Genomic DNA, 25013 nt, shown 5'->3' with positions numbered 1-25013 from the left:
GGTCCTTACGCTTTGGAAGGCAATTCTTCGATGGTATGGAACTGGTTGGTGTAGATGCAGATATCACCTGCAATCCCCAGTGACTTTTCGACGATCTCACGGGCGCTCAGCTCGGTGTTCTCCAGCAGGGCGCGGGCGGCGGATTGGGCATACGGGCCGCCGGAGCCGATGGCGATCAGGTCATTCTCTGGCTGTACCACGTCGCCGTTGCCGGTGATGATCAGCGAGGCGTTCTCGTCCGCCACGGCCAGCAGGGCCTCAAGGCGGCGCAACATACGGTCGGTACGCCAATCTTTCGCCAGTTCCACGGCGGCCTTGACCAGGTGGCCCTGATGCATCTCCAGCTTGCGCTCAAACAGTTCGAACAGGGTGAAGGCATCTGCCGTGCCCCCGGCGAAACCAGCAATCACTTTGTCATTATAGAGACGGCGGACTTTGCGCACGTTGCCCTTCATGACGGTGTTTCCCAGGGTTGCCTGGCCATCGCCACCAATTACCACTTGGCCATTACGGCGCACACTTACAATTGTTGTCACGAGCAAACCCTCGTTGCAGTCGAAAAAGGCCCCCAGGAGAGGGATTCACCGATCTCCTGGGGCATATTGAAAATATAGATGGGGGGGGATTGGGGCTTTTCAACCCCCGGCAGCGAGGGGAATGCAGCCGGACATACCGGCGGCGCGCAGCCGTTGCAGGGATTTGTCCGCCGCCGCGCGGGTGCTGTATGGCCCCAGCACTACGCGGTTCCAGCCGCCGCTGGCGGTGATGCGGCTCTCGATGCCCTCAAAGGCGAGCTGGGCCTGTACCGACTCCGCCTGCCCACCGGTGCGGAAGGAGCCGCACTGTACCATCCAGCGCTGGGCCTTCTCTTTCGGCTTCTCTGGCTTGGTCTGGGCCGTCACCGGCGCGCTGGCTGGCGCCTGCGGCTTCGGCTGACTCTTCGGCTGCGTCGGCTGCGGCTGCACCGTTTGCTGGCGCGGCAGGCTGTTGGCAACCGGCGGCACCGCCTGGGATTTCATGTGGCTGGCCTGCGGCTGCACCGGATCGTTGTACGGCACCTCTGACAGCTGGGTCGGCTGCTGGCGCATGTCGGCCTGCATCTGCTCCAGCAACTGGCGCTGCTCCGGCGTCAGTTCGGTCTGCGACTTCACCTCGCCGCCAGCGGAAGGCTCGGTGGGCGACAGCACGCCAATCTGCCGGTTCTCCAGCTCCTTGATATAGCGCCAGCGCTCCTCCGGCTTCGGCGGCAAGCCGTTGCCCGGATGGGTGGTGTGCGCTGGCAGCAGCGGGGCCGCGTCATCGGATTTATTGTGGGTGATGAAGTAGAGGCCGCCGACAAAGGTCACCACGACCGCAACGGCCAGCGCCACCATGGTTTTGGAGATTCCACTGGAACTCTTTTTCTTTCGGCCGGGGGCTTTCCGCCGCGCTCCTGCGCGCCCGCGACCTACATAGTCTCTCTGTGCCACTCTCGTTTCGCTGTGTCGTGATGGTGAATGAAGTCGGTCATGTTACTGAACCCTAAAATGTTTGACTAGCGCTTAGGCACTGCGGTGCTGCCACGCACCACCAATTCGCTGTCGAGCAGCCGGGAGCCGCTCTGCACCGCGTGGCCCTGCAACTGCTCCAACAGCAGCAGCATCGCCTGACGGCCGAGCTGGAAACGTGGCTGGGCGACGGTGGTGAGTGGCGGGTCGCTGTACTGGCAGAGGCGGATGTCATCGAAGCCCACCAGCGACACATCATAGGGCACGCGCAGCCCCATTTTTTTCGCCTGCGAGAGCGCGCCAATCGCCATCATATCGTTGTGGCAGAAGATGGCGGTCGGCGGCTGCGGCAGCGCCATCAGGGTGGCGAGCGCCTGCGCGCCAGCCTCATAGCTGAAGTCGCCGCGCACCACGTAGTGGCTCTCCACCGACAGGTTATTGCGGCGCAGCGCCTGCACATACCCTTGCAGGCGGTAGTGGCAGAGCGGCATGGTCTCCGGCCCGGCGATGCAGGCGATGCGCTGGTGCCCGAGCCGGTGCAGGTAGTGCACGGCCTCAAAGGCGGCGGTGAGGTTGTCGATGTGCACCGTCGGCAGCTCCAGCTCCGGCGCGAACTCATTGGCCATCACCATCGGCGGCAGGTTGCGCTGCTCCTCCTTGCTGGCGTCAAACGGCAGGTTGGAGCCGAGCAGCAACATCCCATCAATCTGCTTGGTGATGATCAAATTGATGAAGGTCTTCTCCTCCTGCTGCTGCTGGGCGCAGTCGCCAATCAGCACCAGATAGCCATGCTCGGCGGCGGTGCGCTCAATGCCCTGGATGACGTCGGCGAAGAAGGGATCGCTGATGTCCGGCACAATCACCAGAATGGTGCGGGACTCGCTGCGTTTGATATTGCGGGAGAGGGCATGGGGGGAGTACCCAACGGCCAGCACCGCCTGCTCAACCTTCTGCCGGGTCGGGGCGGAGACCTTTTCAGGATTCATGAGGGCGCGGGAGACGGTCGCGGTGGAGACCCCGGCCCGCTCCGCCACATCCTTCATGGTTGCCATCGGGACTTCTTTCTTCACTTCCAACGCGTCTCTCCTTGCACCGGCGGCAGGCCAGCGCGACTACCTGAAAAATCATGCTGCCGCGCCATCGTGGGCGGGCAACGTCTCATTTTGTGGCTCATGCCCGGTTCCCTTAGGCTGAAAGCGTCACGGCAGGGTGGTGACATTACCCCATTCTAAACAGTTTGCGGCTGAGATTTATTACCTAATTTGCATAAAAAGTGTGACGGGTGAACACTTTTACGACGCACCCCGCATCTTTTATGGCGTTAGTCCCTGCGCTGTCAACCATCGATGGGATCGACATCCACAGACCATTTCACCTTGCGCGACGCCGGTAGGGCGGCGATCTGCGGCGCGGTGTGCGCCATCAGCTGTTGCAAGGCACGGCGTGTCGGGTGCTGCAACAGCAGTTGCCAGCGGAAGCGCCCGCCGCGCTTGGGTTGCAGCGCGGGCACCGGGCCAAGCACCCACAGCGACTCATCGCGCAGCGGGCTGGCTTCGAACAGGGCGCGCAACGCCTGTAGGAACTCTGCCGCCTGCTGGTTATCGTGATCTTCGGCGCGGATCAGGATATGGCTGGTAAAAGGCGGCAAAAAGACGCTCTTGCGCTCGGCCAGCGTCTGGCGCGCAAAGGCGTCATACCCCTGCTGGAGCAGAATCTGCAACAGCGGGTGCTCCGGATGGTGGGTTTGCAGGATCACCTCGCCCTGCTTGCCAGCGCGCCCGGCACGGCCAGAGACCTGGGTGTAGAGCTGGGCGAAGCGCTCGGCGGAGTGGAAGTCGCCGGAGAAGAGCGCGCCATCCACATCCAGCAGCGACACCAGCGTCACGTCCGGGAAGTGGTGGCCCTTCGCCAGCATCTGGGTGCCGATCAAAATGCGCGCGCCGCCACGGTGGACATCGGCCAGGTGCTGCTCCAGCGCGCCCTTGCGGCTGGTGGTGTCGCGGTCGATGCGCGTGATGGGCGTCAGCGGGAACATCTCCGTCAACTCATGCTCCAGCTGTTCGGTGCCGACGCCCACCGGCACCAACTGGGTGGAGCCGCACTGCGGGCACTGGTAGGGCACGCGGCGCTGGCTGTCGCAGTGGTGGCAGCGCAACTGGCGCAGGTGCTGGTGCAGGGTGTAGTAGTGGTCGCAGCGCTGGCACTCGGCGATCCAGCCGCACTCGTGGCAGAGCAGCGCCGGGGCGTAGCCGCGCCGGTTGAGGAACAGCATCACCTGATTGCCAGCCGCCAGATGCTCGCCCATCCGCTTGAGCAGCGGCTGGGAGAGGCCGGACTTCAGCGGCAGCCCTTTCAGGTCGAGTAGGTGCTGCGCCGCCGGTCGGGCGTTACCGGCGCGGCGGGCAAGGGTGAGCTGGCGGTACTTGCCGCTCTGCACGTTGTGCAGCGTCTCCAGCGCGGGCGTGGCGGAGCCAAGCACAATCGGCACGTTTTCGGCGTGCGCGCGCCACACCGCCAGATCACGCGCATGGTAGCGCCACCCCTCCTGCTGCTTGTAGGAGCTGTCATGCTCCTCATCAATAATGATGATGCCCAGCCGGGCGAAGGGGGTGAAGAGGGCGGAGCGGGTACCGATGACAATGGCCGCCTCACCGCTGCGTGCGCGCACCCAGGCCGCCAGCCGCTCATTGTCATTCAGCCCGGAGTGCAGCACCTCCACCGGCGCGCTGAAACGCTCGCGGAAGCGGGCGATGGTCTGCGGCGTCAGGCCGATCTCCGGCACCAGCACCAGCGCCTGTTTGCCAGCGGCGAGGATATTCTCCAGCACGCTCAAATAGACCTCGGTCTTGCCGGAGCCGGTTACGCCAGCCAGCAGCCAGCCGGTGAAGTGCTCATCCTCGCTGCGGATCGCGCCGACCGCGGTGGCCTGCTCGGTGTTCAGCCGCAGCCGTTCGCCCAGCACCTGGAAGCCGGGCCGCCAGTCTGCCACCCCTGCCGCCACGGCGCGCAGGTCGGCCAGCCCTTTGGCGCGCAGTGCCTGCAACGCTGGCTCGGTCACGCCCGCCTCCGCCACCTGATCGCGCCACACCGGCCCCTGCACCAGTGCCGCCAGCGCCTGCTGCTGCTTGGGCGCGCGCTTGATGCTCTCCGGCGGCGTCTGCTGGCCGCTCTCGGTGGCGAACCACTGCCAGCGCGGCGGCAGTTCCGCCTCCTTGCCCTGACGCAACAGCACCGGCAGGGCATGGGACAGCACCTCGCCAATCGGGAAGTGGTAGTAGCCAGCGGCCCAGTGCAGCATCCGCCACATCTGCGGGCTGAACAGGCTGCCGTGATCCAGCACCGCCTGCACCGGCTTGAGCTGCTCGCGCGGCAGTTCGCTCTCTTCGCTGACGCCGACCGCAATCCCTACCGCCTGCCGCTTGCCAAAGGGCACCAGCACGCGCGCCCCGGCGACGACGGGCGGCATATCGTCAGGCAACAGATAGTCAAAGGTGCGGTTGAGGGGAACGGGCAGGGCAGTATGAACGACAGGCATCAGGTGTCCGGACTGTTAAAAAATGTCGAGATAGTGTACACTGTGTCCCTCAAAATGTGTGGGTGCGATTGCATCGGCCGGTCACTTTCTGTATGATTCGCCGCCTTTGATACATTTTGATGTTATCAAAACCTAATTTTATCCACTACGCGTGGTGTCTGGCGGAACAAGGCTGGATAGCGACGCGGCCTTAACTGAGGTTTTCCCATGAAACAAGGTATTCACCCGAAATACGAAGCCGTTACCATCACTTGCACCTGTGGTAACGTCATCAAAACCCGCTCTACCATGAGCCACGACCTGAACCTGGACGTGTGCAGCGCATGCCACCCGTTCTACACTGGTAAGCAACGTGACGTGGCTACCGGTGGTCGTGTTGACCGCTTCAACAAGCGTTTCAGCGTACCGGGCGTTAAGAAGTAAGTTCTGCCCGTACGACGAAAAAGGCGCCCTTGGGCGCCTTTTTGCATTTCTGAGGCCAGCGACGCTGGCAGCACGGCAGGACAGGCCCGCCGTGTGGCTCAATATTCCCAGGTATCCGGGTCCACGCCCAGTTCACGCATCATCACTTTCGCTTCTTCCGGGATCTCATCGCTGCGCTCTTTGCGCAGGTCATCATCGTTCGGCAGCGGTTGGCCGGTAAAGGCGTGAAGGAAGGCCTCGCACAACAGCTCACTGTTGGTGGCGTGGCGCAGGTTGTTCACCTGGCGACGGGTGCGTTCATCCGTCAGGATCTTCAGCACTTTCAGCGGGATGGACACCGTGATTTTTTTGACTTGCTCGCTTTTTTTACCGTGTTCAGCGTAAGGGCTGACATATTCGCCGTTCCACTCAGCCATGGGACACCTTAAATTTGTCGGAAAAATATAAAATTCTAAAAACCGGCTGATTATGCCCGATCTTCACTGTTCTCACTAAACCAATCTTGATAAAAATCGCCGCAATCTGGCGCTGCATCACTGTTGCGCCGCCGACCGAATGAAACCTGCCTGTCATGCCACGCACATTTGAAAACGCTATAATTTTAGCGGTTATTCCTGCTCTGCTCAATCTATACGCAAAGAAGTTTAGATGTCCAGATGTATTGACGTCTATTGCGCCTGCGATTAATCTTTAGGCCCTATCCTTCAGCATCCCGTCAGGGAGAGACCACATGACGCATAAGCAAGCAACCATCGCAGTACGCAGCGGCCTGAACGATGACGAGCAGTATGGCTGCGTTGTCCCGCCCATCCATCTGTCCAGCACCTACAACTTCACCGACTTCAATGAGCCGCGCGCCCATGACTACTCTCGCCGCGGCAACCCGTCGCGCGATGTGGTGCAGCGCGCGCTGGCGGGATTGGAGGGCGGCGCGGGCGCGGTGATGACCAGCAGCGGCATGTCGGCAATCCACCTGGTGTGCACCGTCTTCCTGAAGCCCGGCGACCTGCTGGTGGCCCCGCACGACTGCTACGGCGGCAGCTACCGCCTGTTTGACAGCCTGAGCAAGCGCGGCGCGTATCGGGTGCGTTTTGTGGATCAGGGTGATGAGGCGGCGCTGGCGGAGGCGTTGCAGGAGCAGCCGAAACTGGTGCTGATTGAGACCCCAAGCAACCCACTGCTGCGCGTGGTGGACATCGAGGCAATCTGCCGGGCCGCCCACGCGGCTGGCGCGCTGACGGTGGTGGACAACACCTTCCTCAGCCCGGCGCTGCAACAGCCGCTGGCGCTGGGAGCGGATCTGGTGGTGCACTCCTGCACCAAATACCTGAACGGCCACTCTGACGTGGTGGCGGGTGCGGTAGTCGCCAAAGACCCGGCACTGGCCACCGAGCTGGCGTGGTGGGCCAATAACATTGGCGTCACCGGCGCGGCCTTCGACAGCTATTTGTTGCTGCGCGGCATCCGTACCCTGTCGCCGCGCATCAAGCAGCAGCAGGCCAACGCGCAGGCGATCGTTGACTATTTAGCCCAGCAACCGCTGGTGAAAAAGCTGTATCATCCCTCCCTGCCGGAGAATGCCGGGCATGAGATCGCCTGCCGCCAGCAGTCGGGCTTTGGCGCGATGCTGAGCTTCGAGCTGGATGGCGACGAGCCAACGCTGCGCCGCTTCCTGAAAGCGCTGCAGCTGTTCACGCTGGCCGAGTCGCTGGGCGGGGTCGAGAGCCTGATCTCCCATACCGCGACCATGACCCACGCGGGCATGGCGCCAGAAGCGCGTAAAGCAGCCGGGATCTCTGACAGCCTGCTGCGCGTCTCCGTGGGGCTGGAAGACAGTGAAGATTTGATTGCCGATCTGGAACAGGCCTTCCAGGCGGCGGCAACGAGGTAAACATGAATGCAATTGCGGTAGCAGCGCCGGCCGGAAGCCGGCAGTTACACAAATTTGGTGGCAGCAGCCTGGCGGATGCGAAGTGTTACCTGCGCGTCGCCGGGATCATGACGGAGTATGCGCGGCCGGGCGACGTGATGGTGGTATCGGCAGCGGGCAGTACCACCAACCAGCTAATTAGCTGGCTGAAACTCAGCCAGAGCGATCGGCTCTCCGCCCATCAGGTGCAGCAAGCGCTGCGCCGTTACCAGAGCGAGCTGATCGCCGGCCTGTTGCCGTCGGCGCAGGCCGAGGCGCTGACGGCGCAATTCATTCATGATCTGGAGCGTCTGGCGGGGTTGCTGGATGGCACCATCACCGACGCGGTCTATGCCGAAGTGGTCGGCCACGGCGAGATCTGGTCGGCCCGCCTGATGGCGGCGGTGCTCAACACGCTGGATCACCCCGCAGCCTGGCTGGATGCGCGCGACTTCCTGCGCGCCGAGCGGGCGGCACAGCCACAGGTGGACGAGGGGCGCTCCTACCCGCTGCTGCAACAGTTGCTGGTGCAACACCCGAACCAGTATCTGGTGGTGACCGGCTTTATCTGCCGCAATGATGCGGGCGAAACCGTGCTGCTTGGCCGCAACGGCAGTGACTACTCTGCCACGCAGATTGGCGCGCTGGCTGGTGTCAGCCGGGTGACCATCTGGAGCGACGTGGCTGGCGTCTACAGCGCCGACCCGCGCAAGGTAAAAGATGCCTGCCTGCTGCCGCTGCTGCGGTTGGATGAGGCGAGCGAACTGGCACGCTTGGCCGCGCCGGTGCTGCACACCCGCACCCTACAGCCGGTCTCCGGCAGCGACATCGACCTGCAACTGCGCTGTAGCTATCAGCCGGAGCAGGGTTCGACCCGCATTGAGCGCGTGCTGGCCTCCGGCACCGGCGCAAAGATTGTCACCAGCCATGATGACATCTGTCTGGTGGAGTTCCACGTGCCGCCGCAGCATGACTTCGCGCTGGCGCAGCGGGAGCTGGATCTGGTGCTCAAGCGCGCGCAGATCAAGCCGCTGGCCACCGGCCTGCACCCGGATCGCAATCTGGTGCAGCTCTGCTACACCTCCGAGGTGGTAAACAGCGCCCTGCGCGTACTGGAGGATGCTGGCCTGCCGGGCCAACTGCACCTGCGTGAGGGGCTGGCGATGGTGGCGCTGGTGGGGGCGGGCGTCTGCAAGAACCCGCTGCACAGCCACCGCTTCTATCAGGAGCTGAAAGACCAGCCGGTGGAGTTTGTCTGGCAGGCGGAGGATGGCATCAGTCTGGTGGCAGTGCTGCGCGTCGGCCCGACCGAGCACCTGATCCAAGGGCTGCACCACTCGCTGTTCCGCGCCGAGAAGCAGATCGGCCTGATGCTGTTTGGCAAAGGCAACATCGGGTCGCGCTGGCTGGAGCTGTTCGCGCGGGAGCAGAAGAATATCTCTGCCCGCAGCGGTTATGAGTTTGTGCTGGCTGGCGTGGTGGACAGCCGCCGCAGCCTGCTGAGCTACGACGGGCTGGACGCCAGCCGCGCGCTGGCCTTCTTTGATGATGAGGCGCGCGAGCACGATGAGGAGTCGCTGTTCCTCTGGATGCGCGCCCACCCCTACGACGATCTGGTGGTGCTGGATGTCACCGCCAGCGAGAACCTCGCCAACCAGTACCTGGATTTCGCCAGCTACGGCTTCCACGTCATCAGCGCCAACAAACTGGCTGGTGCGTCGTGCAGCGACAACTATCGCCAGATCCGCGATGCCTTCGCCAAGACCGGCAGCCGCTGGCTCTACAACGCCACGGTCGGCGCGGGCCTGCCGGTCAACCACACGGTGCGTGACCTGCGTGACAGCGGTGACTCCATTCTGGCGCTCAGCGGCATCTTCTCCGGCACGCTGTCGTGGCTGTTCCTGCAATTTGATGGCACCGTGCCCTTCACCGAGCTGGTGGATCAGGCGTGGCAGCAGGGGCTGACCGAGCCAGACCCGCGTGACGATCTCTCGGGTCAGGACGTGATGCGCAAGCTGGTGATTCTGGCGCGTGAGGCGGGCTATGACATCGAGCCGAATCAGGTGCGCGTGGAGTCGCTGGTGCCACCCCACTGCGCCGCCGGTAGCGTGGATCAGTTCTTTGAGAACGGCGACGCGCTGAATGAGCAGATGGTGCAGCGTCTGGAGGCCGCCAACGAGATGGGGCTGGTGCTGCGCTACGTCGCCCGCTTCGATGCCAACGGCAAGGCGCGCGTCGGCGTGGAAGCGGTGCGCCCGGAGCACCCGCTGGCCGCGCTGCTGCCGTGCGACAATGTGTTCGCGATTGAGAGCCGCTGGTATCGCGATAACCCGCTGGTGATCCGCGGGCCGGGTGCGGGCCGTGACGTCACCGCCGGGGCCATCCAGTCTGACCTCAATCGCCTCGCGCGACTTCTCTAATCCTTTCAACGCCTTCTGCCAGCGCGGCCGAAGGCGTTTTCTTCCCCAGCCCATTTCCCCTTGAATTTTTTTCAACTTGCGTGAAGATTAATCACGGAAACTACACATTATTCAGTTGACTCTTTGAGCAATCTCCGTCATTTTCTATCCATCCGTTTAGACGTCTAGACGCTTATGACGCTAACGATGAGAGAGCGGTGACAACGACAACGCAGTGATTGATGAGGTAGGGGCATGAGTTTTTTCCACGCAAACCAACGGGACGCGCTGAACCAGAGCCTGTCGGAGCTTCAGGGCCAATTTAATGTTTCCTTTGAGTTCTTCCCGCCGCGTACCAGCGAGATGGAAGAGACGTTGTGGAGCTCCATCGACCGCCTCAGCAGCCTGAAACCGAAATTCGTCTCCGTCACCTACGGCGCCAACTCCGGCGAGCGCGACCGTACCCACAGCATCATCAAAGGGATCAAGGATCGCACCGGGCTGGAAGCCGCCCCGCACCTGACCTGCATCGACGCCAGCCGCGACGAGTTGCGCCAGATCGCCCGCGACTACTGGGAGAGCGGCATCCGCCACATTGTGGCCCTGCGCGGCGACCTGCCCCCGCACGGCGGCAAGCCGGAGATGTACGCGACCGATCTGGTGGCGCTGCTGAAAGAGGTGGGGGAGTTCGACATCTCGGTGGCCGCCTACCCGGAAGTGCACCCGGAGGCAAAAAGCGCGCAGGCGGATTTGATCAACCTGAAGCGCAAAATCGACGCCGGTGCCAGCCGCGCCATCACCCAGTTCTTCTTTGACGTGGAGAGCTACCTGCGCTTCCGTGACCGCTGCGTCACCGCTGGCATTGATGTGGAGATTGTGCCGGGCATCCTGCCGGTCTCCAACTTCAAGCAATTGCAGCGCTTCGCCACCATGACCAACGTGCGGGTGCCGCAGTGGATGACCCACATGTTCGAAGGGCTGGATGATGACCCGGAGACGCGCAAGCTGGTGGGCGCCAACATCGCGATGGACATGGTGAAGATCCTCAGCCGTGAGGGTGTGAAAGATTTCCACTTCTACACCCTGAACCGCGCCGAGATGAGCTACGCCATCTGCCACACGCTGGGCATCCGCCCGGCGGCGGTGCCAGCCCACGCCTGATTCCCGCTTGCCACCGGGGCCGCCATGTGCGGCCCCGGCTGTTTTTGGCGCATAAAAAAGGACGCCCGCAGGCGTCCTGTGCCGTTCAACCACCCGTTTAGCCAGTGTTGCGCATCCCGGCGGCGACGCCCGCGATGGTGACCATCAGCGCCAGTTCCACTTGCGGATCGGACTCCTCCTGCTGGCGCAGGCGGTGCAGCAACTCCGCCTGCAATACGTTCAGCGGGTCGGTGTAGACGTTGCGCAGCGCGATGGATTCGGCAATCCACGGCAGGTCAGCCATCAGGTGATCGTCATTGGCGATGGTCAGCACCACGTTGATGTCGCTGGCCAGCTGGTCACGCAGCTGCTTGCCGAGCGGCCAGAGTGACGTGTCCACCAGCCGCTGGTCGTAGTACTCCGCCAGCCACAGGTCAGCCTTGGCGAACACCATCTCCAGCATCCCGATGCGCGTGGAGAAGAAGGGCCAGTCGCGGCACATGGTCTCCAGCTCATCCTGGTTGCCCTCTTCCACCGCTTTTTGCAGCGCCGCGCCCGCGCCCAGCCAGGCCGGTAGCATCAGGCGGTTCTGCGTCCAGGCAAAGATCCACGGGATGGCGCGCAGGCTTTCCACGCCGCCATTCGGACGACGCTTGGCCGGGCGCGAGCCGAGCGGCAGTTTGCCCAGCTCCAGTTCCGGCGTGGCGGCGCGGAAGTAGGGCACGAAGTCCGGGTTTTCCCGCACGTAGCCGCGGTACATGGTGCAGGAGACGTCAGAGAGCAGATCCATGACACGCCGCCACTCCGGTTTTGGCTCTGGCGGCGGCAGCAAGTTGGCCTCCAGAATCGCCCCGGTGTAGAGCGCCAGGCTGCTGATGGTCACTTCTGGCAGGCCGAACTTGAAGCGGATCATCTCGCCTTGTTCAGTAACGCGCAGGCCGCCCTTCAGGCTGCCCGGCGGCTGGGAGAGCAGGGCAGCATGGGCCGGTGCGCCGCCACGGCCAATCGAGCCGCCGCGTCCGTGGAACAGGGTCAGCGCCACGCCCGCTTTTTCGCAGGTGTTGAGCAACGCCTCTTGCGCGCGGTACTGCGCCCAGGAGGCCGCCATCACGCCAGCATCCTTGGCTGAGTCAGAGTAGCCAATCATCACCATCTGCTTGCCCTGAATGTAGCCGCGATACCAGTCGATGTTCAGCAACTGGGTCATCACCGTGTCGGCGTTGTTCAGGTCATCCAGCGTCTCAAACAGCGGCGCGACCGGGATTTGGAATGGGCAGCCCGCCTCTTTGAGCAGCAGCTGCACTGCCAGCACGTCCGACGGGGTGCGCGCCATCGAGATGACATAGGCGGCGATGGAGCCTTGCGGTGCCTCGGCGATCACCTTGCAGGTCTCCAGCACCTCCAGCGTCTCGGCGCTTGGCTCCCACTGGCGCGGCACCAGCGGGCGTTTGGAGTTCAGTTCGCGGATCAGGAAGGCCTGCTTGTCCGCCTCTGACCAGCTTTCGTAGTCGCCCAGCCCCAGATAGCGGGTGATCTCGGCGATCGCCTCGGTGTGGCGGGTGCTCTCCTGACGCACGTCGATGCGCACCAGCGGCACGCCGAAACAGCGGATGCGGCGCAGGGTGTCCAGCAACTGGCCGTTGGCGATGATGCCCATGCCGCAGGCGTGCAGCGACTGGTAGCAGGCGTAGAGCGGCTCCCACAGCTGTTCGTTCTGCACCAGCAGGTCATGCGGACGCACCGCGTGCTCGCCCTTGAGGCGCGCCTCAAGATAGGTCTGGGTTTTGGTGAGCTGGCTACGCACGCCCTTGACGATCTCGCGGTACGGCTCCAGTACCTCATCGCCGCCAGCGCGGGCGCGCAGTTCGGGCGTGCACTCGGACATCGACAACTCCGACACCAGCACCGCGATGTCACGCAGGAACAGGTCAGCGGCTTTCCAGCGGCTCAGCAGCAGGGCGCGGCGGGTGATCTCGGCGGTCACGTTCGGGTTGCCGTCGCGGTCGCCACCCATCCAGGAGGTGAAGCGTACCGGGTTGGCCTCCACCGGCAGTTGGTAGCCGATGGCGCTCTCCAGTTGCTCATTCAGTTCGCGCAGGAAGGCCGGCACGCCCTCCCACAGGCTGTTTTCCACCACCGCAAAGCCCCACTTGGCCTCATCAATCGGCGACGGGCGGTGTTTGCGGATCTCATCGGTGTGCCAGGACTGGGCGATCAGCTGGCGCAGGCGGCGCATGATTTTGTTGCGCTCGTAGTCGGCCAGATCGTTGTGGTCGAGCTGGCTCAGGCAGGTGTTCACCTCAACCATCTTGTGGATCAGGGTGCGGCGGGTGATCTCGGTCGGGTGCGCGGTCAGCACCAGTTCAATGGAGAGGTTGTCCACCGCGTCGCGCAGCTGATCCTGCGTGACGCTGTTCTCTTTCAGGCGCGTGAGCAAACGGGCCAGCGCCTCCGGGTTGCTGGCGGCCTCGCCGTTCGGCGAGATGCTGTGGTACTGCTCCGCCGTGTTGGTCAGGTTAAGGAACTGGCTGAAGGCGCGGGCGACCGGCAACAACTCCTCATTGGAGAGGTTTTGCAGGGTGGAGAGCAGTTTCTGGCGATGCTCCTCATTGCCGGCGCGGGATGACTTGGAGAGCTTACGGATGGTTTCGACGCGATCCAGAATGTGTTCGCCCAGTGTTTCCTTAATGGTTTCACCGAGCAGTTTGCCGAGCATACTGACATTACTTCGCATTGCAGAATATTGTTCGTTCATAGACCCTGACCTGTTTCTCTCGTTTCTTGTTTTGTAAGTAACTTTCACCCGTAAGGCCTCGCCCGTGCATCACGTCATCGGCCGCGCAGCCTACCCCTATATGTACCTTAAAAGCGGCGTTTTCCTTACTCCTAAAACGCCCTTTGGCGGCAAATCTGTTGAAATTTAATTACAGCGCGCCGGTTATCAGCCTGACTAATCTGCGCGCCATGCCGTGGCGGTCAGCCGTGGCAGAAGTGGTGGATCACCTGGGTTAGCAGCGTGCGCGTCGGCTGGATGAAGCCCATGTCCAGATACTCATCCGGCTGGTGCGCCTGCTCAATGGAGCCGGGGCCGAGCACCAGCGTCGGGCAGATCTGCTGGATGAAGGGCGCCTCGGTGCAGTAGTTGACGATCTCGGTGCGCGTACCGAGCAGTTTCTCCACCACCTTGACCAGCGGATGCTCCGCCGGGCACTCATAGCCCGGCACCGGCGGGTGCAGTTCAGTGACGGTCAGCCGCCCCGGCCAGCGCTGGCTGACCGGCTCGAGCGCCAGGTTCAGCATCTCATTCAGGTCTGACAGCGTCAGCCCCGGCAGCGGGCGCATGTCCATATGCAGTTCGCAGCAGGCGCAGATGCGGTTGGAGGCATCGCCGCCGTGGATGTGGCCGAAGTTCATCGTCGGGTAGGGAATGACGAAGCCGTCGTGGTGGTAGCGCTCTTTCAGCGCGTTGCGCAGCCCCATCAGCTGGGTGATGGACTCATGCATCAGTTCGATGGCGTTGACGCCGCGCGACGGGTCGCTGGAGTGGCCGGACTGGCCGGTGATGCGGATGGCGCTCGACATGTGCCCCTTATGGGCGCGCACCGGCTTCAGCGAGGTCGGTTCACCGATGATGGCGCACTCCGGTCGCAGCGTGGTGGAGCGGGCGAAATAGCTCGCGCCAGCCATGGTGGTCTCCTCATCCGCCGTCGCGAGGATATAGAGCGGCTTATTCAGTTTGCTCAGGTCGATGTCGCGCAACGCATCAAGGATAAAGGCGAAGAAACCCTTCATATCGGCGGTGCCGAGGCCATAGAGGCGGTTTTCATGCTCGGTCAGGGTGAAGGGGTCGCGCGTCCAGCGGCCATCGTCAAAGGGCACGGTGTCGGTGTGGCCAGCCAGCAGCAGGCCGCCGCTGCCACTGCCGATGCTGGCTATCATATTGAATTTATTGTGCGTATCCGGCACCGGCTGGATGTCTACCTCAAAGCCCAAATCGCGGAACCAGCCAGCAAGCAGAGTGATTAACCCCTCATTGCTCTGGTCGAGGGCGCTGTCGGTGGCGCTGATGGATGGCGTGGCGATCAGCGCCCGGTATAGCTCAATAAAAGGAGGTAATTTCATCTTCACTGTTGACAGCCCTTTGTTAGGATAGTATCAATATTCATGCATTTATTTTGAATAAAAATACAGTAAGCCTGAGCGGAAAGAAACCGGTAACGGCCCGGTCAAAAAACCGCCGGCTCAACGCCACGGGTGAACGGCAACAGAGTGCTGGCAACCCGCTACCCTGTATTAGCGTCTGACGTGCTGCGTCAGCCATCCATCACTAAGAAGGTGAACGGCCCTCATGTTGAATACGCTGATTGTTGGAGCCAGTGGTTATGCCGGTGCGGAACTCGCGACCTACCTGAATCGTCATCCGCATACGAACATAACCGGTTTGATGGTTTCAGCGCAAAGTGCAGATGCAGGAAAATTGCTCTCCGAGTTGCACCCGCAGTTGAAAGGCATCATCGATCTGCCGGTGCAGCCGCTGGAGGATGTCGCCGCCGCCGCACAGGGCGTGGACGTGGTGTTCCTCGCCACCGCCCATGCGGTCAGCCACGATCTGGCCCCGCAGTTTTTGGCCGCGGGCTGTGTGGTATTCGACCTCTCCGGCGCCTATCGCGTACAGGATCCGGCCTTCTACAGTGAATTCTATGGCTTTGAGCACCAGCACCTCGACTGGCTGGAAAAGGCGGTCTATGGCCTGGCGGAGTGGAACACCGAGGCATTGAAAGATGCCCAGCTGATCGCGGTGCCGGGCTGCTACCCGACGGCGGCGCAGCTTTCGCTGAAGCCGCTGATCGACAACGACCTGCTCGATCTGGCGCAGTGGCCGGTGATCAACGCCACCAGCGGCGTCAGCGGCGCGGGCCGCAAGGCCAGCCTCGCCAGCAGCGTCTGTGAGACCAGCCTCCAGCCCTACGGCATCTTTACCCACCGCCACCAGCCCGAGATCGCCAGCCACCTTGGCCGTCAGGTGATCTTCACGCCGCATTTGGGCAACTTCCCGCGCGGCATTCTGGAGACCATCACCTGCCGCCTGAAACCGGGCGTCACGGCGCAGGACGTGGCGGAAGCGTTCCACACGGCTTACCACCACAAGCCGCTGGTGCGCCTCTATGAGAAAGGGGTGCCGGCGCTGAAGGATGTGGTCGGCCTGCCGTTCTGCGATATCGGCTTTGCCGTGCAGGGCGAGCATCTGATTGTCGTTGCCACGGAGGACAACCTGTTGAAAGGGGCCTCTGCCCAGGCGGTGCAGTGCCTGAACCTGCGCTTCGGTTTCCCGGAGACCCAGTCGCTGCTGTAATTCCCAGTGGTGCCGCATGGCGGCGCCCGGACATATTGGACAAAAAGATTTCAACAGGTTGAGGGGCGAACGATGAATCCATTAATTATCAAACTCGGTGGCGTGCTGCTGGACAGCGAAGAGGCGCTGGAGCGCCTGTTTGGCGCGCTGGTGGCCTACCGGCAGGCGCATCAGCGCCCGCTAGTGATCGTCCACGGCGGCGGCTGTCTGGTGGATGAGCTGATGAAGAAGCTCTCCCTGCCGGTGGTGAAGAAGCAGGGGCTGCGCGTCACGCCAGCTGACCAGATCGACATCATCACCGGTGCGCTGGCTGGCACCGCCAACAAAACCCTGCTGGCCTGGGCGCTGAAAAACAACATCAATGCCGTGGGCCTGAGCCTCGCCGACGGCAACGCGGTCAGCGTGACCCCGCTGGATGAGGAGCTGGGCCATGTCGGCAAAGCCGCGCCCGGCAACCCTGACCTGCTCAACACCCTGCTGGCGGCCGGCTACCTGCCGATTGTCAGCTCCATCGGCATCACCGCGAGCGGCGAGCTGATGAACATCAATGCCGATCAGGCGGCGACCGCGCTGGCGGAAACGCTGGGCGCAGACCTGATTCTGCTCTCCGACGTCAGCGGCATTTTGGATGGCAAAGGACAGCGCATCGCTGAGATGACCGCAGAAAAAGCGGAGCAGCTGATCGCTCAGGGCATCATCACCGACGGCATGGTGGTGAAAGTGAATGCCGCGCTGGACGCGGCGCGCACCCTGGGCCGCCCGGTGGATATCGCCAGCTGGCGCAACACCGAAAAGCTGCCGGCCCTGTTTAACGGCGTGGCCATCGGCACCCGCATCCTGGCTTAATCCGGGCTTATAACGAATATATCGACTCTGTTTCAAGGAAATCATCATGCAAACCAAAGGCATCAAAAAAATCGTTCTGGCCTACTCCGGCGGTCTGGACACCTCTGCAATCATTCCGTGGCTGAAAGAGAACTACGATTGCGAAGTGGTGGCGTTCGTCGCTGATATCGGCCAGGAGCGCGGCGATCTGGAAGGGATTGAGAAAAAAGCCCTGCGTACCGGCGCGTCAGAGTGCCATGTGGTGGATCTGCGTGAAGAGTTCATCAAGGATTACGTCTACCCGGTGCTGCAAACCGGTGCCCTGTACGAAGGCAGCTACCTGCTGGGGACGTCCATGGCGCGTCCGCTGATCGCCAAGGCGCAGGTGGAACTGGCACTGAAAGTGGGCGCAGACGCCCTGTGCCACGGCGCAACCGGCAAGGGCAACGATCAGGTGCGTTTCGAAACCACCTACACCGCACTGGCCCCGCAGCTGCAAGTGGTGGCACCGTGGCGTGAGTGGGATCTGCGCTCCCGTGAGGCGCTGCTGGCCTACCTGAAAGAGCGTGATATCCCGACCACCGCGTCGCTGGAGAAGATCTACAGCCGTGACGAGAACGCGTGGCACATCTCCACCGAAGGTGGCGTGCTGGAAAGCCCGTGGAACGCGGCCAACAAAGATTGCTGGGCCTGGACCGTAGACCCGGAAGAGGCACCGGATCAGCCGGAGCTGGTGACCGTCAAGGTTGAGAAGGGCTGCGTGGTGGCCGTAAACGGCCAAGAGCTAAGCCCGTTCAAGTGTCTGGAAGCACTGAACGAGCTGGGCGTGAAGCACGGCGTGGGCCGTATCGACATCGTCGAGAACCGTCTGGTGGGCATCAAGTCCCGCGGCTGCTACGAAACCCCAGGGGGCACCATCATGATGGCAGCACTGCGTGGCGTTGAGCAGCTGGTGCTGGACCGTGACAGCTTCAAATGGCGTGAGCAGCTGGGCCACGAGATGTCCTACGTGGTGTATGACGGCCGCTGGTTCGCCCCGCTGCGTCAGTCCATTCAGGCTGCGGCGGAGACGCTGGCAGAAGAGGTGAATGGCGAAGTGGTGGTGAAACTCTACAAAGGCACCGCCACCGCTATCCAGAAGCAGTCTGCCAACAGCCTCTACTCAGAAGAGTTCGCCACCTTTGGTGAAGATGAGGTGTACGACCACAGCCACGCTGGCGGCTTCATCCGTCTCTTCTCGCTCTCTTCCCGCATCCGTGCGCTGAACGCGAAGAAGCAGTAATCGTCAGGGGCCGGTAGCGGCCCCTGTCAGCCAATTTTTTAACAGGGCGCCACGGCGCCCTGTCAGTCACAGCATGAAACAGAAGGACGGACACTATGGCACTTTGGGGCGGGCGTTTTACCCAAGCAGCAGACCAACGGTTCAAACAACTCAATGACTCCCTGCGCTTTGATTACCGGCTGGCCGAGCAGGATATTGTCGGCTCGGTCGCGTGGTCGAAGGCGCTGGTGACGGTCAACGTGCTGACGCAGGATGAGCAGCAGCGACTGGAGGAGGCATTGACGTTCCTGCTGGAAGAGGTGCGCGCCAACCCGGAAGCCATCGTGCAGAGCGATGCCGAGGATATCCACAGTTGGGTAGAGCAGAAGCTGATCAACAAGGTGGGCGATCTCGGCAAGAAGCTGCACACCGGCCGTAGCCGTAACGATCAGGTCGCCACCGACCTGAAGCTGTGGTGCAAGGCGCAGATCGCCGAACTGCTGCTGTCGTTGCAGAACCTGCAACAGGCGCTGGTGGCGACGGCAGAAGCCAATCAGGACGCGGTAATGCCGGGCTATACCCACCTGCAACGCGCCCAGCCAGTGACGTTCGCCCACTGGTGCATGGCCTACGTGGAGATGCTGGCGCGTGACGAAAGCCGCCTGCATGACACCTTGAAGCGCCTCGACGTCAGCCCGCTGGGCTGTGGCGCGCTGGCCGGTACTGCCTACCCGATTGACCGTGAGCAACTGGCCGGCTGGCTCGGTTTCGCCTCGGCGACCCGCAACAGCCTGGACAGCGTCTCTGACCGCGATCACGTGATGGAGCTGCTCTCCAACGCCGCCATCAGCATGGTGCACCTGTCGCGCTTCGCAGAAGACCTGATCTTCTTCAACACCGGCGAGGCAGGCTTTGTGGAGCTGTCAGACCGCGTGACCTCCGGCTCCTCGCTGATGCCGCAGAAGAAGAACCCGGATGCGCTGGAACTGATCCGTGGCAAGTGCGGGCGGGTGCAGGGTGCGCTGGCTGGCATCATGATGACCATGAAGGGACTGCCGCTGGCCTATAACAAGGACATGCAGGAGGACAAGGAGGGGCTGTTCGACGCGCTCGAGACTTGGTTCGACTGCCTGAACATGGCGGCGCTGGTGCTGGATGGCATTCAGGTAAAACGCCCGCGCACCAAGGAGGCGGCGGAGCAGGGCTACGCCAACGCCACCGAGCTGGCGGACTATCTGGTCGCGAAGGGCATCCCGTTCCGTGAGGCGCACCACATCGTGGGTGAGGCGGTGGTGGAAGCCATCCGTCAGGGCGTGGCGCTGGAAGCGCTGCCGCTTGCCGACCTGCAACAGTTCAGCAGCGTGATTGGCGAGGACGTCTACCCGATCCTGTCGCTGCAATCCTGTCTGGACAAGCGTGCCGCCAAAGGCGGTGTCTCGCCGCAACAGGTTGCGCAGGCGATCCAGGAAGCGAAACAGCGTCTGGCGTAATTAAGCGTTCGAACGTTGCGCCATAAAAAAAGCCCTGCAATGCAGGGCTTTATTTTTTTATGGCGTAATAAAATAAATGGAATTATTTCGCGGTTACGGCTTTGAACTCTATGCTGGCTCTCTCTTCCCATCTGGGACGCCAAAACTCAACATAACCTTATACTGTTCGCCTGCGTTGATATTTTTATCTCCGCAGAAGAGAGTAACGTCATTACCGTTATGGGCCACGCTGCTGTAATAACCTTTGCCAGCGTGGCGCGCATATATTTATTATTTTTGTACACCATAACGCGGTTTTCACCCTTGGACAGCGGCGCTGCCCAAGGTTTTAATCGCGTTATCAGCCAGCGTGAAAGATTTTACCTTTTCTGGCTTCACATCATTAACGCTTGTCGAGCATATCCTGCGTGACAGTCAGGCTATACAGCAGAGTATTTTTACCCTGGTAGCTCGGCTTCACATTGGTTTTATACAGTTCAATGACATCGCCAGCCACCATCGGAATGCCATAACGGGCAGTTACTGCACCGGTGACCGGGTCGGCTTTATGGACGCCGTAATAGGCTTTGCCATTGTAGTACTCACCAATATAGGTACCGTTTTGGTAGATGCGGAAGTCGTTCTTGCCAGCCGCGACCTCTTTTTGCATTACCAAGTCAACCTCAGGCTTGTTTTTAACGACTTCGATGCCGAAGTAGTTAATGCCTTCTGGATAGACCACGTTGTTGGTAAACGGTGCGAACACTTTGCTGTAGGCATACTGCGGTGCCTGCGCTGGCGTCATGCCGCTGTGCTCCGGGCTAACCTGTTTCGCTATACCCGGTTGGTCACGGGCCATCGACCAGATACCAATCATGCCCATGTTACGCTCTTGCGCCTGTTTCATGACCATATCGGCGTCAGAGAGGTAGAACACCTCGCCCTGTACGTCGTTGTAGCCAATCATCGGCGTGGTGCCCATCATGGCGTTGATCTGTGCGTCAGATTTTTCCGGCCAGATCGCTTTCAGCTGTTTGAACAGGTTGTCGATGGCGGAGGTGGCGCACTGACCGTGGATGTTCTGACCTTCGGTATTATCAGACTGGCAGATAGCGTTGCCGTAGTCCATGGTCATAACGTTCACGCCAGAGAGTTCCACGCCCTTGGCGCGTGCATCTTCCAGCACATACAGCCCTTCAGCGGTCAGGCCGGTCGGCAGGATCGGCAGGGTGTACCACAGTGCCACCGTGCGTTTTTCTGCTTTCCACTGATCCTGAACGGCTTTCACTGCTTCGTTGCGGCGCTGGATCGAGTCATGGTCAGCAACCCAAGTACCTTCGATGTCGAAGTCGAGCACGTTCAGGTTCAGGTTATCAACGATGTCGTAGTAGAGCTTCTGCAGGTCATCCGGGTTCTTACAGGCCGCAGCCAGCGGGGCGTTGTTTGCGCCGCCAATGGAGACCATGACGTCGCCGCCTGCTTCACGCAGTGCCTTGATTTTGCTGTACTGCGCATAGTCGTGCATGTTGTAGGCAGTACCCCAAGTCGGCTGACAGGTGTCTGCATTTTTCGCAACCACGAACGCCAGGGTGAAGTGGTTGATGTTCTGCTCACGCGCCAGGGTCGCCAGATCCGGGATGGAATTCAGGGTGAAGTCAACGTACGGGGCGTAGACGTGGGCCGGCCACGGAGATTTCGCTGTACCTACGCGCTCTTTGGTGCCGCTCCAGTCGTTATAGTTTGCCCACAGGTTCGCATCAGTCGGTGAGACAGCCTGTACGGTATTCTGGGAGACATACGGCTGGCCTTGGAACTGAACCAGCTGGCCAGCGCTGTAACGCGTTTTGGCGTTAAATTGCGGTGCTTTTTTCAGCTCTTGCTCGCTGTAGGTCTTGGTTGCGCCAAGCGGTTTCCACGGACGGCCGTTGTTGCCGTTCGGGTTCTGGTTGCCAGCCACGGACGGGTTGTCACCGATGGTGTAGAACAGCGCTTCATAGCTCTGGCCATTCATGGTTACCACATCACCTTTGTTATAGGTTTTGCTGGCGTTCCAGGTTTCGGTTGCTTTGTAGAGCTGCCACGGGCTGCCGGCACCCGGCGTGAAGGAGTAAGCCCCCATCGCGCCTTTTGCCTGCCAGGTCGCATCCTGCCAGATTACGATAGTCCCTTCAGCGTAGCTTTTCTCAACGCTGAAGTTCTCATAGGTAGGGGTTTCACCGCCGTTGATATCACAGGAGGTCGGGTTACCGTACTGCGCGATCTCTGCGGCAGTCGCGTCACGCTGATAACGCCACGGGTTGTTTGCTTGGTCGTTGCTGGCATCTTTCGGGCAATTAGAGGCGCCGACCCACCAGGCATTGGTGTAGACATCGCCGTCAAAAATCACCTCATAGGTGGTACCACCCTCTTGACCACTCCAGGCCTCCAGGGCAAAAGCATTGACCGCACAGGCACCCATTCCGAGTGCAATGAGCGACTTAGAAATAATATTAAGTTTCATGATAATTCCATTTTACTGACATTGAAATAAAGGATGGTCGAACCGGAAAGATAATATCAAAAGAGGATGATTGTTTTATTTAAACATGATTTTAAGAGGCGTGATGTATTTAATTATTAATTTGATAATTAACGAATTATTCAATTTTTAACATAAAAATATTTTTTATATTTTATGGCGTTGCGGGGGGTTGGCTTTTTTATAGGGTCAAATTAGGTGTTAAAGATTAAAGAATAGTGTGAAGGTAATATGGCAGGTGTTAATTAGGTAATGCAGCTATAGAAATAGGAATAAAAAAACCGGGCGCATTGGCCCGGTTTTTTTATAAAAAATGATTATTCGCCAGGACAGCGTTGGCAGCGCTCAATTTCATCATTGCCAAGACGTAATTTGGCATTCAGGTCACGCAGGGCGGTACGCAGCCCCTCTTCAATGACCGGATGGTAGAACGGCATATCCAGCATCTGGCTGATGGTCATCTGTTGCTGGTGCGCCCAAGCCAGCAGGTGCGCCAGATGCTCGGCATCCGGCCCCATCATCTCGGCACCCAGGAAGCGGCCGCTACCCTGCTCACCATAGACGCGCAGCACGCCTTGGTTACGCAGCATGACGCGGGAACGGCCCTGATTCTCAAAGGAGACCTCGCCGATAGCAAAGCAGTTGCAGTCTCCCAGCGCGCTGTTCAGCTCACGGTAGGAGGCGCCGACCATCGCAATCTGCGGATCGGAGAAGACCACCGACAGGGTGCTGCGGCGCAGGCCGGGGGTCACTTCCGGGAACGCGCCGGCGTTATGGCCAGCAATGCGCGCCTGATCGCTCGCCTCATGCAGCAGCGGCAGCTGGTTGCTGGCGTCACCGGCAATGAAGATGTGTGGCACGCTGGTCTGCATGGTCAGGCGGTCAGCCACCGGCACGCCGCGCGCGTCTAGCGCCAGCGAGGTGTTCTCCAGGCCAATCCGGTCGGTGTTCGGGCGGCGGCCAGTGGCGGCCAGCACGTAATCCACCATGATCTCCTGCGGCTGGCCCTGCTTGTCGAGATAGCGGATGAAGACGCGATCGCCCTCCCGCTGCATCATCTCTACCTTTACGTCGGCATCAAGCGGGAACTCGCTGCCCAGCGTCTGGGCGGCATATTCACGCACCCGTGGGTCAGTCAGCGGGCCGACCGCGCCACCCACGCCGAAGACATTGACCTTCACGCCGAGGCGGTGCAGCGCCTGCCCCAGCTCCAGACCAATCACGCCGGGGCCGAACACCGCCACGGCGGCCGGCAGGTCGTCCCAGTTGAAGACGTCATCATTGATGATCAGGCGATCGCCCAGCGAGTCCCAGGCCGTCGGCCAGGTGGGGCGGGAGCCGGTGGCGATCACGATGCGCTGCGCGACGATGCGGGTGTGGTCATCCACCATCAGCGTGTTGTCATCGATGAAGCGGGCATAGCCAGCGATTTTGTCACGCGCCGGGATGCTCTCCACCCCTTCCAGCACGAAACCGACAAAGCGGTCGCGCTCGCGTTTGACGCGATCCATCACCTCACGGCCATTGATCAGGGTTTCGCCCTGCGGATGCACGCCGAAGCCCGGCGCACGTTCAATCTGGTGGACGGCTTCCGCCGCCGCAATCAGCAGCTTGGAGGGCATACAGCCTACCCGCGCGCAGGTAGTACCAAACGGGCCGCCCTCAATCATCACCACGCTAGGGGTGGAGAGTTTCGCGGCGCGATACGCACCCAGGCCAGCAGTCCCGCCGCCAATGACGGCAACGTCTACGTTCAGTTGTTTCATGTGATGCCTCTTTTGCTGTTGCTGTATAAAACGCGATGGTCGAACCGGAAAGAAAAAAGGCGGGCCGTAGCCCGCCAAACTTCACGTTGGCTTTTCTTATTGTTAATACGCAGGGATGGCTTATCTCTTACGCGATCTTAGGCAGTCAGGAACACTTCCAGGTCATCGCTGCCGCCGATGTGGCGACCGCCGATGAAGACCTGCGGAACCGTGGCGCGGCCAGAGACAGCACGCAGGCTGACGGTGGTCGCGTCTTTGCCCAGCACGATCTCTTCATACTGGATGCCGCGGTCTTGCAGCATCTGTTTGGCTTTGGCGCAGAACGGGCAGCCCGGCTTGGTGAAGACCGAGACCGACTCCTGGATTTTGAACTCAGGGGCCAGGTACTTCAGCATGGTATCCGCGTCAGAGACTTCAAACGGGTCGCCCGGTTTGTTCGGCTCAACGAACATCTTCTCAACCACGCCGTTGCGTACCAGCATGGAGTAACGCCAGGAGCGCGGGCCAAAGCCCAGGTCAGCTTTCTCGACCAGCATCTCCATGCCCTTGGTGAACTCGCCGTTACCATCCGGGATGAAGGTGATGTTTTCTGCGCGCTGCTCAGATTTCCAGGCGTTCATCACGAAGGTGTCGTTCACGGAGACACACAGGATGCTGTCCACGCCGTGCTGGCGGAATACGCTGGCCAGCTCGTTGTAACGCGGCAGGTGGCTGGAGGAGCAGGTTGGGGTGAAGGCGCCCGGCAGCGAGAATACGATGACGGTTTTGTTTTTGAACAGATCGTCAGTAGACACATCTACCCACTGGTCGCCTTGACGAGTATGGAATACTACCTGTGGTACTTGCTTACCTTCTTGGCTTGCGAACATCGATAACCTCTTAAAAAGAATTGATAATTTTTTATTGCTGCGGGTGTCTTCGCTTGTTG

Annotated in this window: 19 protein-coding genes; 9 read left to right on the top strand and 10 right to left on the bottom strand. The window is 61.0% G+C overall.

From position 1 onward, the window contains the following. Window positions 1–5 precede the first annotated feature (5 nt). The 4 genes from hslV to priA all read right to left on the bottom strand — a co-directional run bounded on the left by hslV (window position 6) and on the right by priA (window position 5022). On the bottom strand, window positions 6–536 hold the full coding sequence (gene hslV / locus C1N62_RS16955; protein WP_137764722.1) for an ATP-dependent protease subunit HslV: 531 nt from the start codon (window positions 534–536) through the stop codon (window positions 6–8). A 99-nt stretch (window positions 537–635) separates the two neighbouring features. Continuing rightward, window positions 636–1469: a cell division protein FtsN gene (gene ftsN, locus C1N62_RS16950; protein WP_137764721.1), complete on the bottom strand. Its 834-nt coding sequence runs from the start codon at window positions 1467–1469 to the stop codon at window positions 636–638. 65 nt (window positions 1470–1534) lie between these two features. Then, window positions 1535–2563: a DNA-binding transcriptional regulator CytR gene (gene cytR / locus C1N62_RS16945; protein ID WP_137764720.1), complete on the bottom strand. Its 1029-nt coding sequence runs from the start codon at window positions 2561–2563 to the stop codon at window positions 1535–1537. A 260-nt stretch (window positions 2564–2823) separates the two neighbouring features. Continuing rightward, window positions 2824–5022, bottom strand: a complete 2199-nt coding sequence (priA, locus tag C1N62_RS16940) for a primosomal protein N' (RefSeq protein ID WP_137764719.1) — start codon at window positions 5020–5022, stop codon at window positions 2824–2826. 207 nt (window positions 5023–5229) lie between these two features. Between priA and rpmE the strand changes: the two genes are divergently transcribed. Further along, a complete protein-coding gene (rpmE, locus tag C1N62_RS16935; RefSeq protein WP_137764718.1) occupies window positions 5230–5445 on the top strand; it encodes a 50S ribosomal protein L31 in 216 nt (71 codons plus the stop codon). Window positions 5446–5543: 98 nt separating this feature from the next. Here the strand turns inward: rpmE and metJ are convergent, their stop codons facing one another. Further along, window positions 5544–5861: a met regulon transcriptional regulator MetJ gene (gene metJ / locus C1N62_RS16930; protein ID WP_137764717.1), complete on the bottom strand. Its 318-nt coding sequence runs from the start codon at window positions 5859–5861 to the stop codon at window positions 5544–5546. A 123-nt stretch (window positions 5862–5984) separates the two neighbouring features. Here metJ and C1N62_RS23625 point away from each other — a divergent pair, with 123 nt between their 5' ends. From C1N62_RS23625 to metF, 4 genes are all read left to right on the top strand, one after another. Continuing rightward, window positions 5985–6044, top strand: coding sequence for a hypothetical protein (locus tag C1N62_RS23625; RefSeq protein ID WP_370465602.1), 60 nt, complete (start codon window positions 5985–5987; stop codon window positions 6042–6044). A 131-nt stretch (window positions 6045–6175) separates the two neighbouring features. Further along, a complete protein-coding gene (gene metB / locus C1N62_RS16925; RefSeq protein ID WP_137764716.1) occupies window positions 6176–7336 on the top strand; it encodes a cystathionine gamma-synthase in 1161 nt (386 codons plus the stop codon). A gap of 2 nt (window positions 7337–7338) precedes the next feature. Further along, entirely contained in the window at window positions 7339–9774 is a 2436-nt protein-coding gene (locus C1N62_RS16920; RefSeq protein WP_137764715.1) for a bifunctional aspartate kinase/homoserine dehydrogenase II, read from the top strand. A gap of 234 nt (window positions 9775–10008) precedes the next feature. Then, window positions 10009–10914 carry a methylenetetrahydrofolate reductase gene (metF, locus tag C1N62_RS16915; protein WP_137764714.1) on the top strand — a complete coding sequence of 302 codons (906 nt, stop codon included), beginning with the start codon at window positions 10009–10011 and terminating at the stop codon, window positions 10912–10914. A 97-nt stretch (window positions 10915–11011) separates the two neighbouring features. On the opposite strand, the gene ppc is transcribed toward metF, so the two are convergent. Both ppc and argE read right to left on the bottom strand, forming a co-directional pair. Next, on the bottom strand, window positions 11012–13648 hold the full coding sequence (gene ppc / locus C1N62_RS16910) for a phosphoenolpyruvate carboxylase (RefSeq protein WP_137764713.1): 2637 nt from the start codon (window positions 13646–13648) through the stop codon (window positions 11012–11014). Between the two features lie 221 nt (window positions 13649–13869). Continuing rightward, window positions 13870–15021 carry an acetylornithine deacetylase gene (argE, locus tag C1N62_RS16905; protein WP_137764712.1) on the bottom strand — a complete coding sequence of 384 codons (1152 nt, stop codon included), beginning with the start codon at window positions 15019–15021 and terminating at the stop codon, window positions 13870–13872. A gap of 220 nt (window positions 15022–15241) precedes the next feature. On the opposite strand from argE, the gene argC reads away from it, so the two are divergent. The 4 genes from argC to argH all read left to right on the top strand — a co-directional run bounded on the left by argC (window position 15242) and on the right by argH (window position 19822). Then, on the top strand, window positions 15242–16246 hold the full coding sequence (gene argC, locus C1N62_RS16900) for an N-acetyl-gamma-glutamyl-phosphate reductase (RefSeq protein ID WP_137764711.1): 1005 nt from the start codon (window positions 15242–15244) through the stop codon (window positions 16244–16246). Between the two features lie 72 nt (window positions 16247–16318). Then, on the top strand, window positions 16319–17092 hold the full coding sequence (argB, locus tag C1N62_RS16895) for an acetylglutamate kinase (protein WP_137764710.1): 774 nt from the start codon (window positions 16319–16321) through the stop codon (window positions 17090–17092). A 46-nt stretch (window positions 17093–17138) separates the two neighbouring features. Beyond that, complete coding sequence (locus C1N62_RS16890; protein WP_137764709.1) at window positions 17139–18353, top strand: argininosuccinate synthase; 1215 nt, start codon at window positions 17139–17141, stop codon at window positions 18351–18353. 95 nt (window positions 18354–18448) lie between these two features. Then, a complete protein-coding gene (argH, locus tag C1N62_RS16885) occupies window positions 18449–19822 on the top strand; it encodes an argininosuccinate lyase (protein ID WP_137764708.1) in 1374 nt (457 codons plus the stop codon). Between the two features lie 382 nt (window positions 19823–20204). Here argH and C1N62_RS16880 read toward each other — a convergent pair whose 3' ends face one another. The 3 genes from C1N62_RS16880 to C1N62_RS16870 form a co-directional block, all read right to left on the bottom strand. Continuing rightward, window positions 20205–22301: a carbohydrate-binding protein gene (locus tag C1N62_RS16880; protein WP_137764707.1), complete on the bottom strand. Its 2097-nt coding sequence runs from the start codon at window positions 22299–22301 to the stop codon at window positions 20205–20207. A gap of 335 nt (window positions 22302–22636) precedes the next feature. Next, window positions 22637–24085 carry a dihydrolipoyl dehydrogenase gene (locus C1N62_RS16875; protein ID WP_137764706.1) on the bottom strand — a complete coding sequence of 483 codons (1449 nt, stop codon included), beginning with the start codon at window positions 24083–24085 and terminating at the stop codon, window positions 22637–22639. Between the two features lie 137 nt (window positions 24086–24222). After that, window positions 24223–24954 (bottom strand): glutathione peroxidase, encoded by a 732-nt coding sequence (locus tag C1N62_RS16870; protein WP_137764705.1) that lies wholly within the window; start codon window positions 24952–24954, stop codon window positions 24223–24225. Window positions 24955–25013 lie beyond the last annotated feature (59 nt).

Origin of the sequence: Nissabacter sp. SGAir0207 (genome assembly GCF_005491205.1) — a bacterium.
Lineage (GTDB): Bacteria > Pseudomonadota > Gammaproteobacteria > Enterobacterales > Enterobacteriaceae > Chimaeribacter.
Note: the sequence above shows the minus strand (reverse complement) of the source record. Positions and strands in the feature narration are given on the sequence as shown.

What these genes read in the sequence shown, in the direction of transcription:
- priA (WP_137764719.1), bottom strand. Translation starts at nt 5,022, where the DNA reads ATGCCTGTCGTTCATACTGCCCTGCCCGTTCCCCTCAACCGCACCTTT.
- rpmE (WP_137764718.1), top strand. Translation starts at nt 5,230, where the DNA reads ATGAAACAAGGTATTCACCCGAAATACGAAGCCGTTACCATCACTTGC.
- metJ (WP_137764717.1), bottom strand. Translation starts at nt 5,861, where the DNA reads ATGGCTGAGTGGAACGGCGAATATGTCAGCCCTTACGCTGAACACGGT.
- metB (WP_137764716.1), top strand. Translation starts at nt 6,176, where the DNA reads ATGACGCATAAGCAAGCAACCATCGCAGTACGCAGCGGCCTGAACGAT.
- C1N62_RS16920 (WP_137764715.1), top strand. Translation starts at nt 7,339, where the DNA reads ATGAATGCAATTGCGGTAGCAGCGCCGGCCGGAAGCCGGCAGTTACAC.
- metF (WP_137764714.1), top strand. Translation starts at nt 10,009, where the DNA reads ATGAGTTTTTTCCACGCAAACCAACGGGACGCGCTGAACCAGAGCCTG.
- ppc (WP_137764713.1), bottom strand. Translation starts at nt 13,648, where the DNA reads ATGAACGAACAATATTCTGCAATGCGAAGTAATGTCAGTATGCTCGGC.
- argC (WP_137764711.1), top strand. Translation starts at nt 15,242, where the DNA reads ATGTTGAATACGCTGATTGTTGGAGCCAGTGGTTATGCCGGTGCGGAA.
- argB (WP_137764710.1), top strand. Translation starts at nt 16,319, where the DNA reads ATGAATCCATTAATTATCAAACTCGGTGGCGTGCTGCTGGACAGCGAA.
- C1N62_RS16890 (WP_137764709.1), top strand. Translation starts at nt 17,139, where the DNA reads ATGCAAACCAAAGGCATCAAAAAAATCGTTCTGGCCTACTCCGGCGGT.
- argH (WP_137764708.1), top strand. Translation starts at nt 18,449, where the DNA reads ATGGCACTTTGGGGCGGGCGTTTTACCCAAGCAGCAGACCAACGGTTC.
- C1N62_RS16880 (WP_137764707.1), bottom strand. Translation starts at nt 22,301, where the DNA reads ATGAAACTTAATATTATTTCTAAGTCGCTCATTGCACTCGGAATGGGT.
- C1N62_RS16875 (WP_137764706.1), bottom strand. Translation starts at nt 24,085, where the DNA reads ATGAAACAACTGAACGTAGACGTTGCCGTCATTGGCGGCGGGACTGCT.
- C1N62_RS16870 (WP_137764705.1), bottom strand. Translation starts at nt 24,954, where the DNA reads ATGTTCGCAAGCCAAGAAGGTAAGCAAGTACCACAGGTAGTATTCCAT.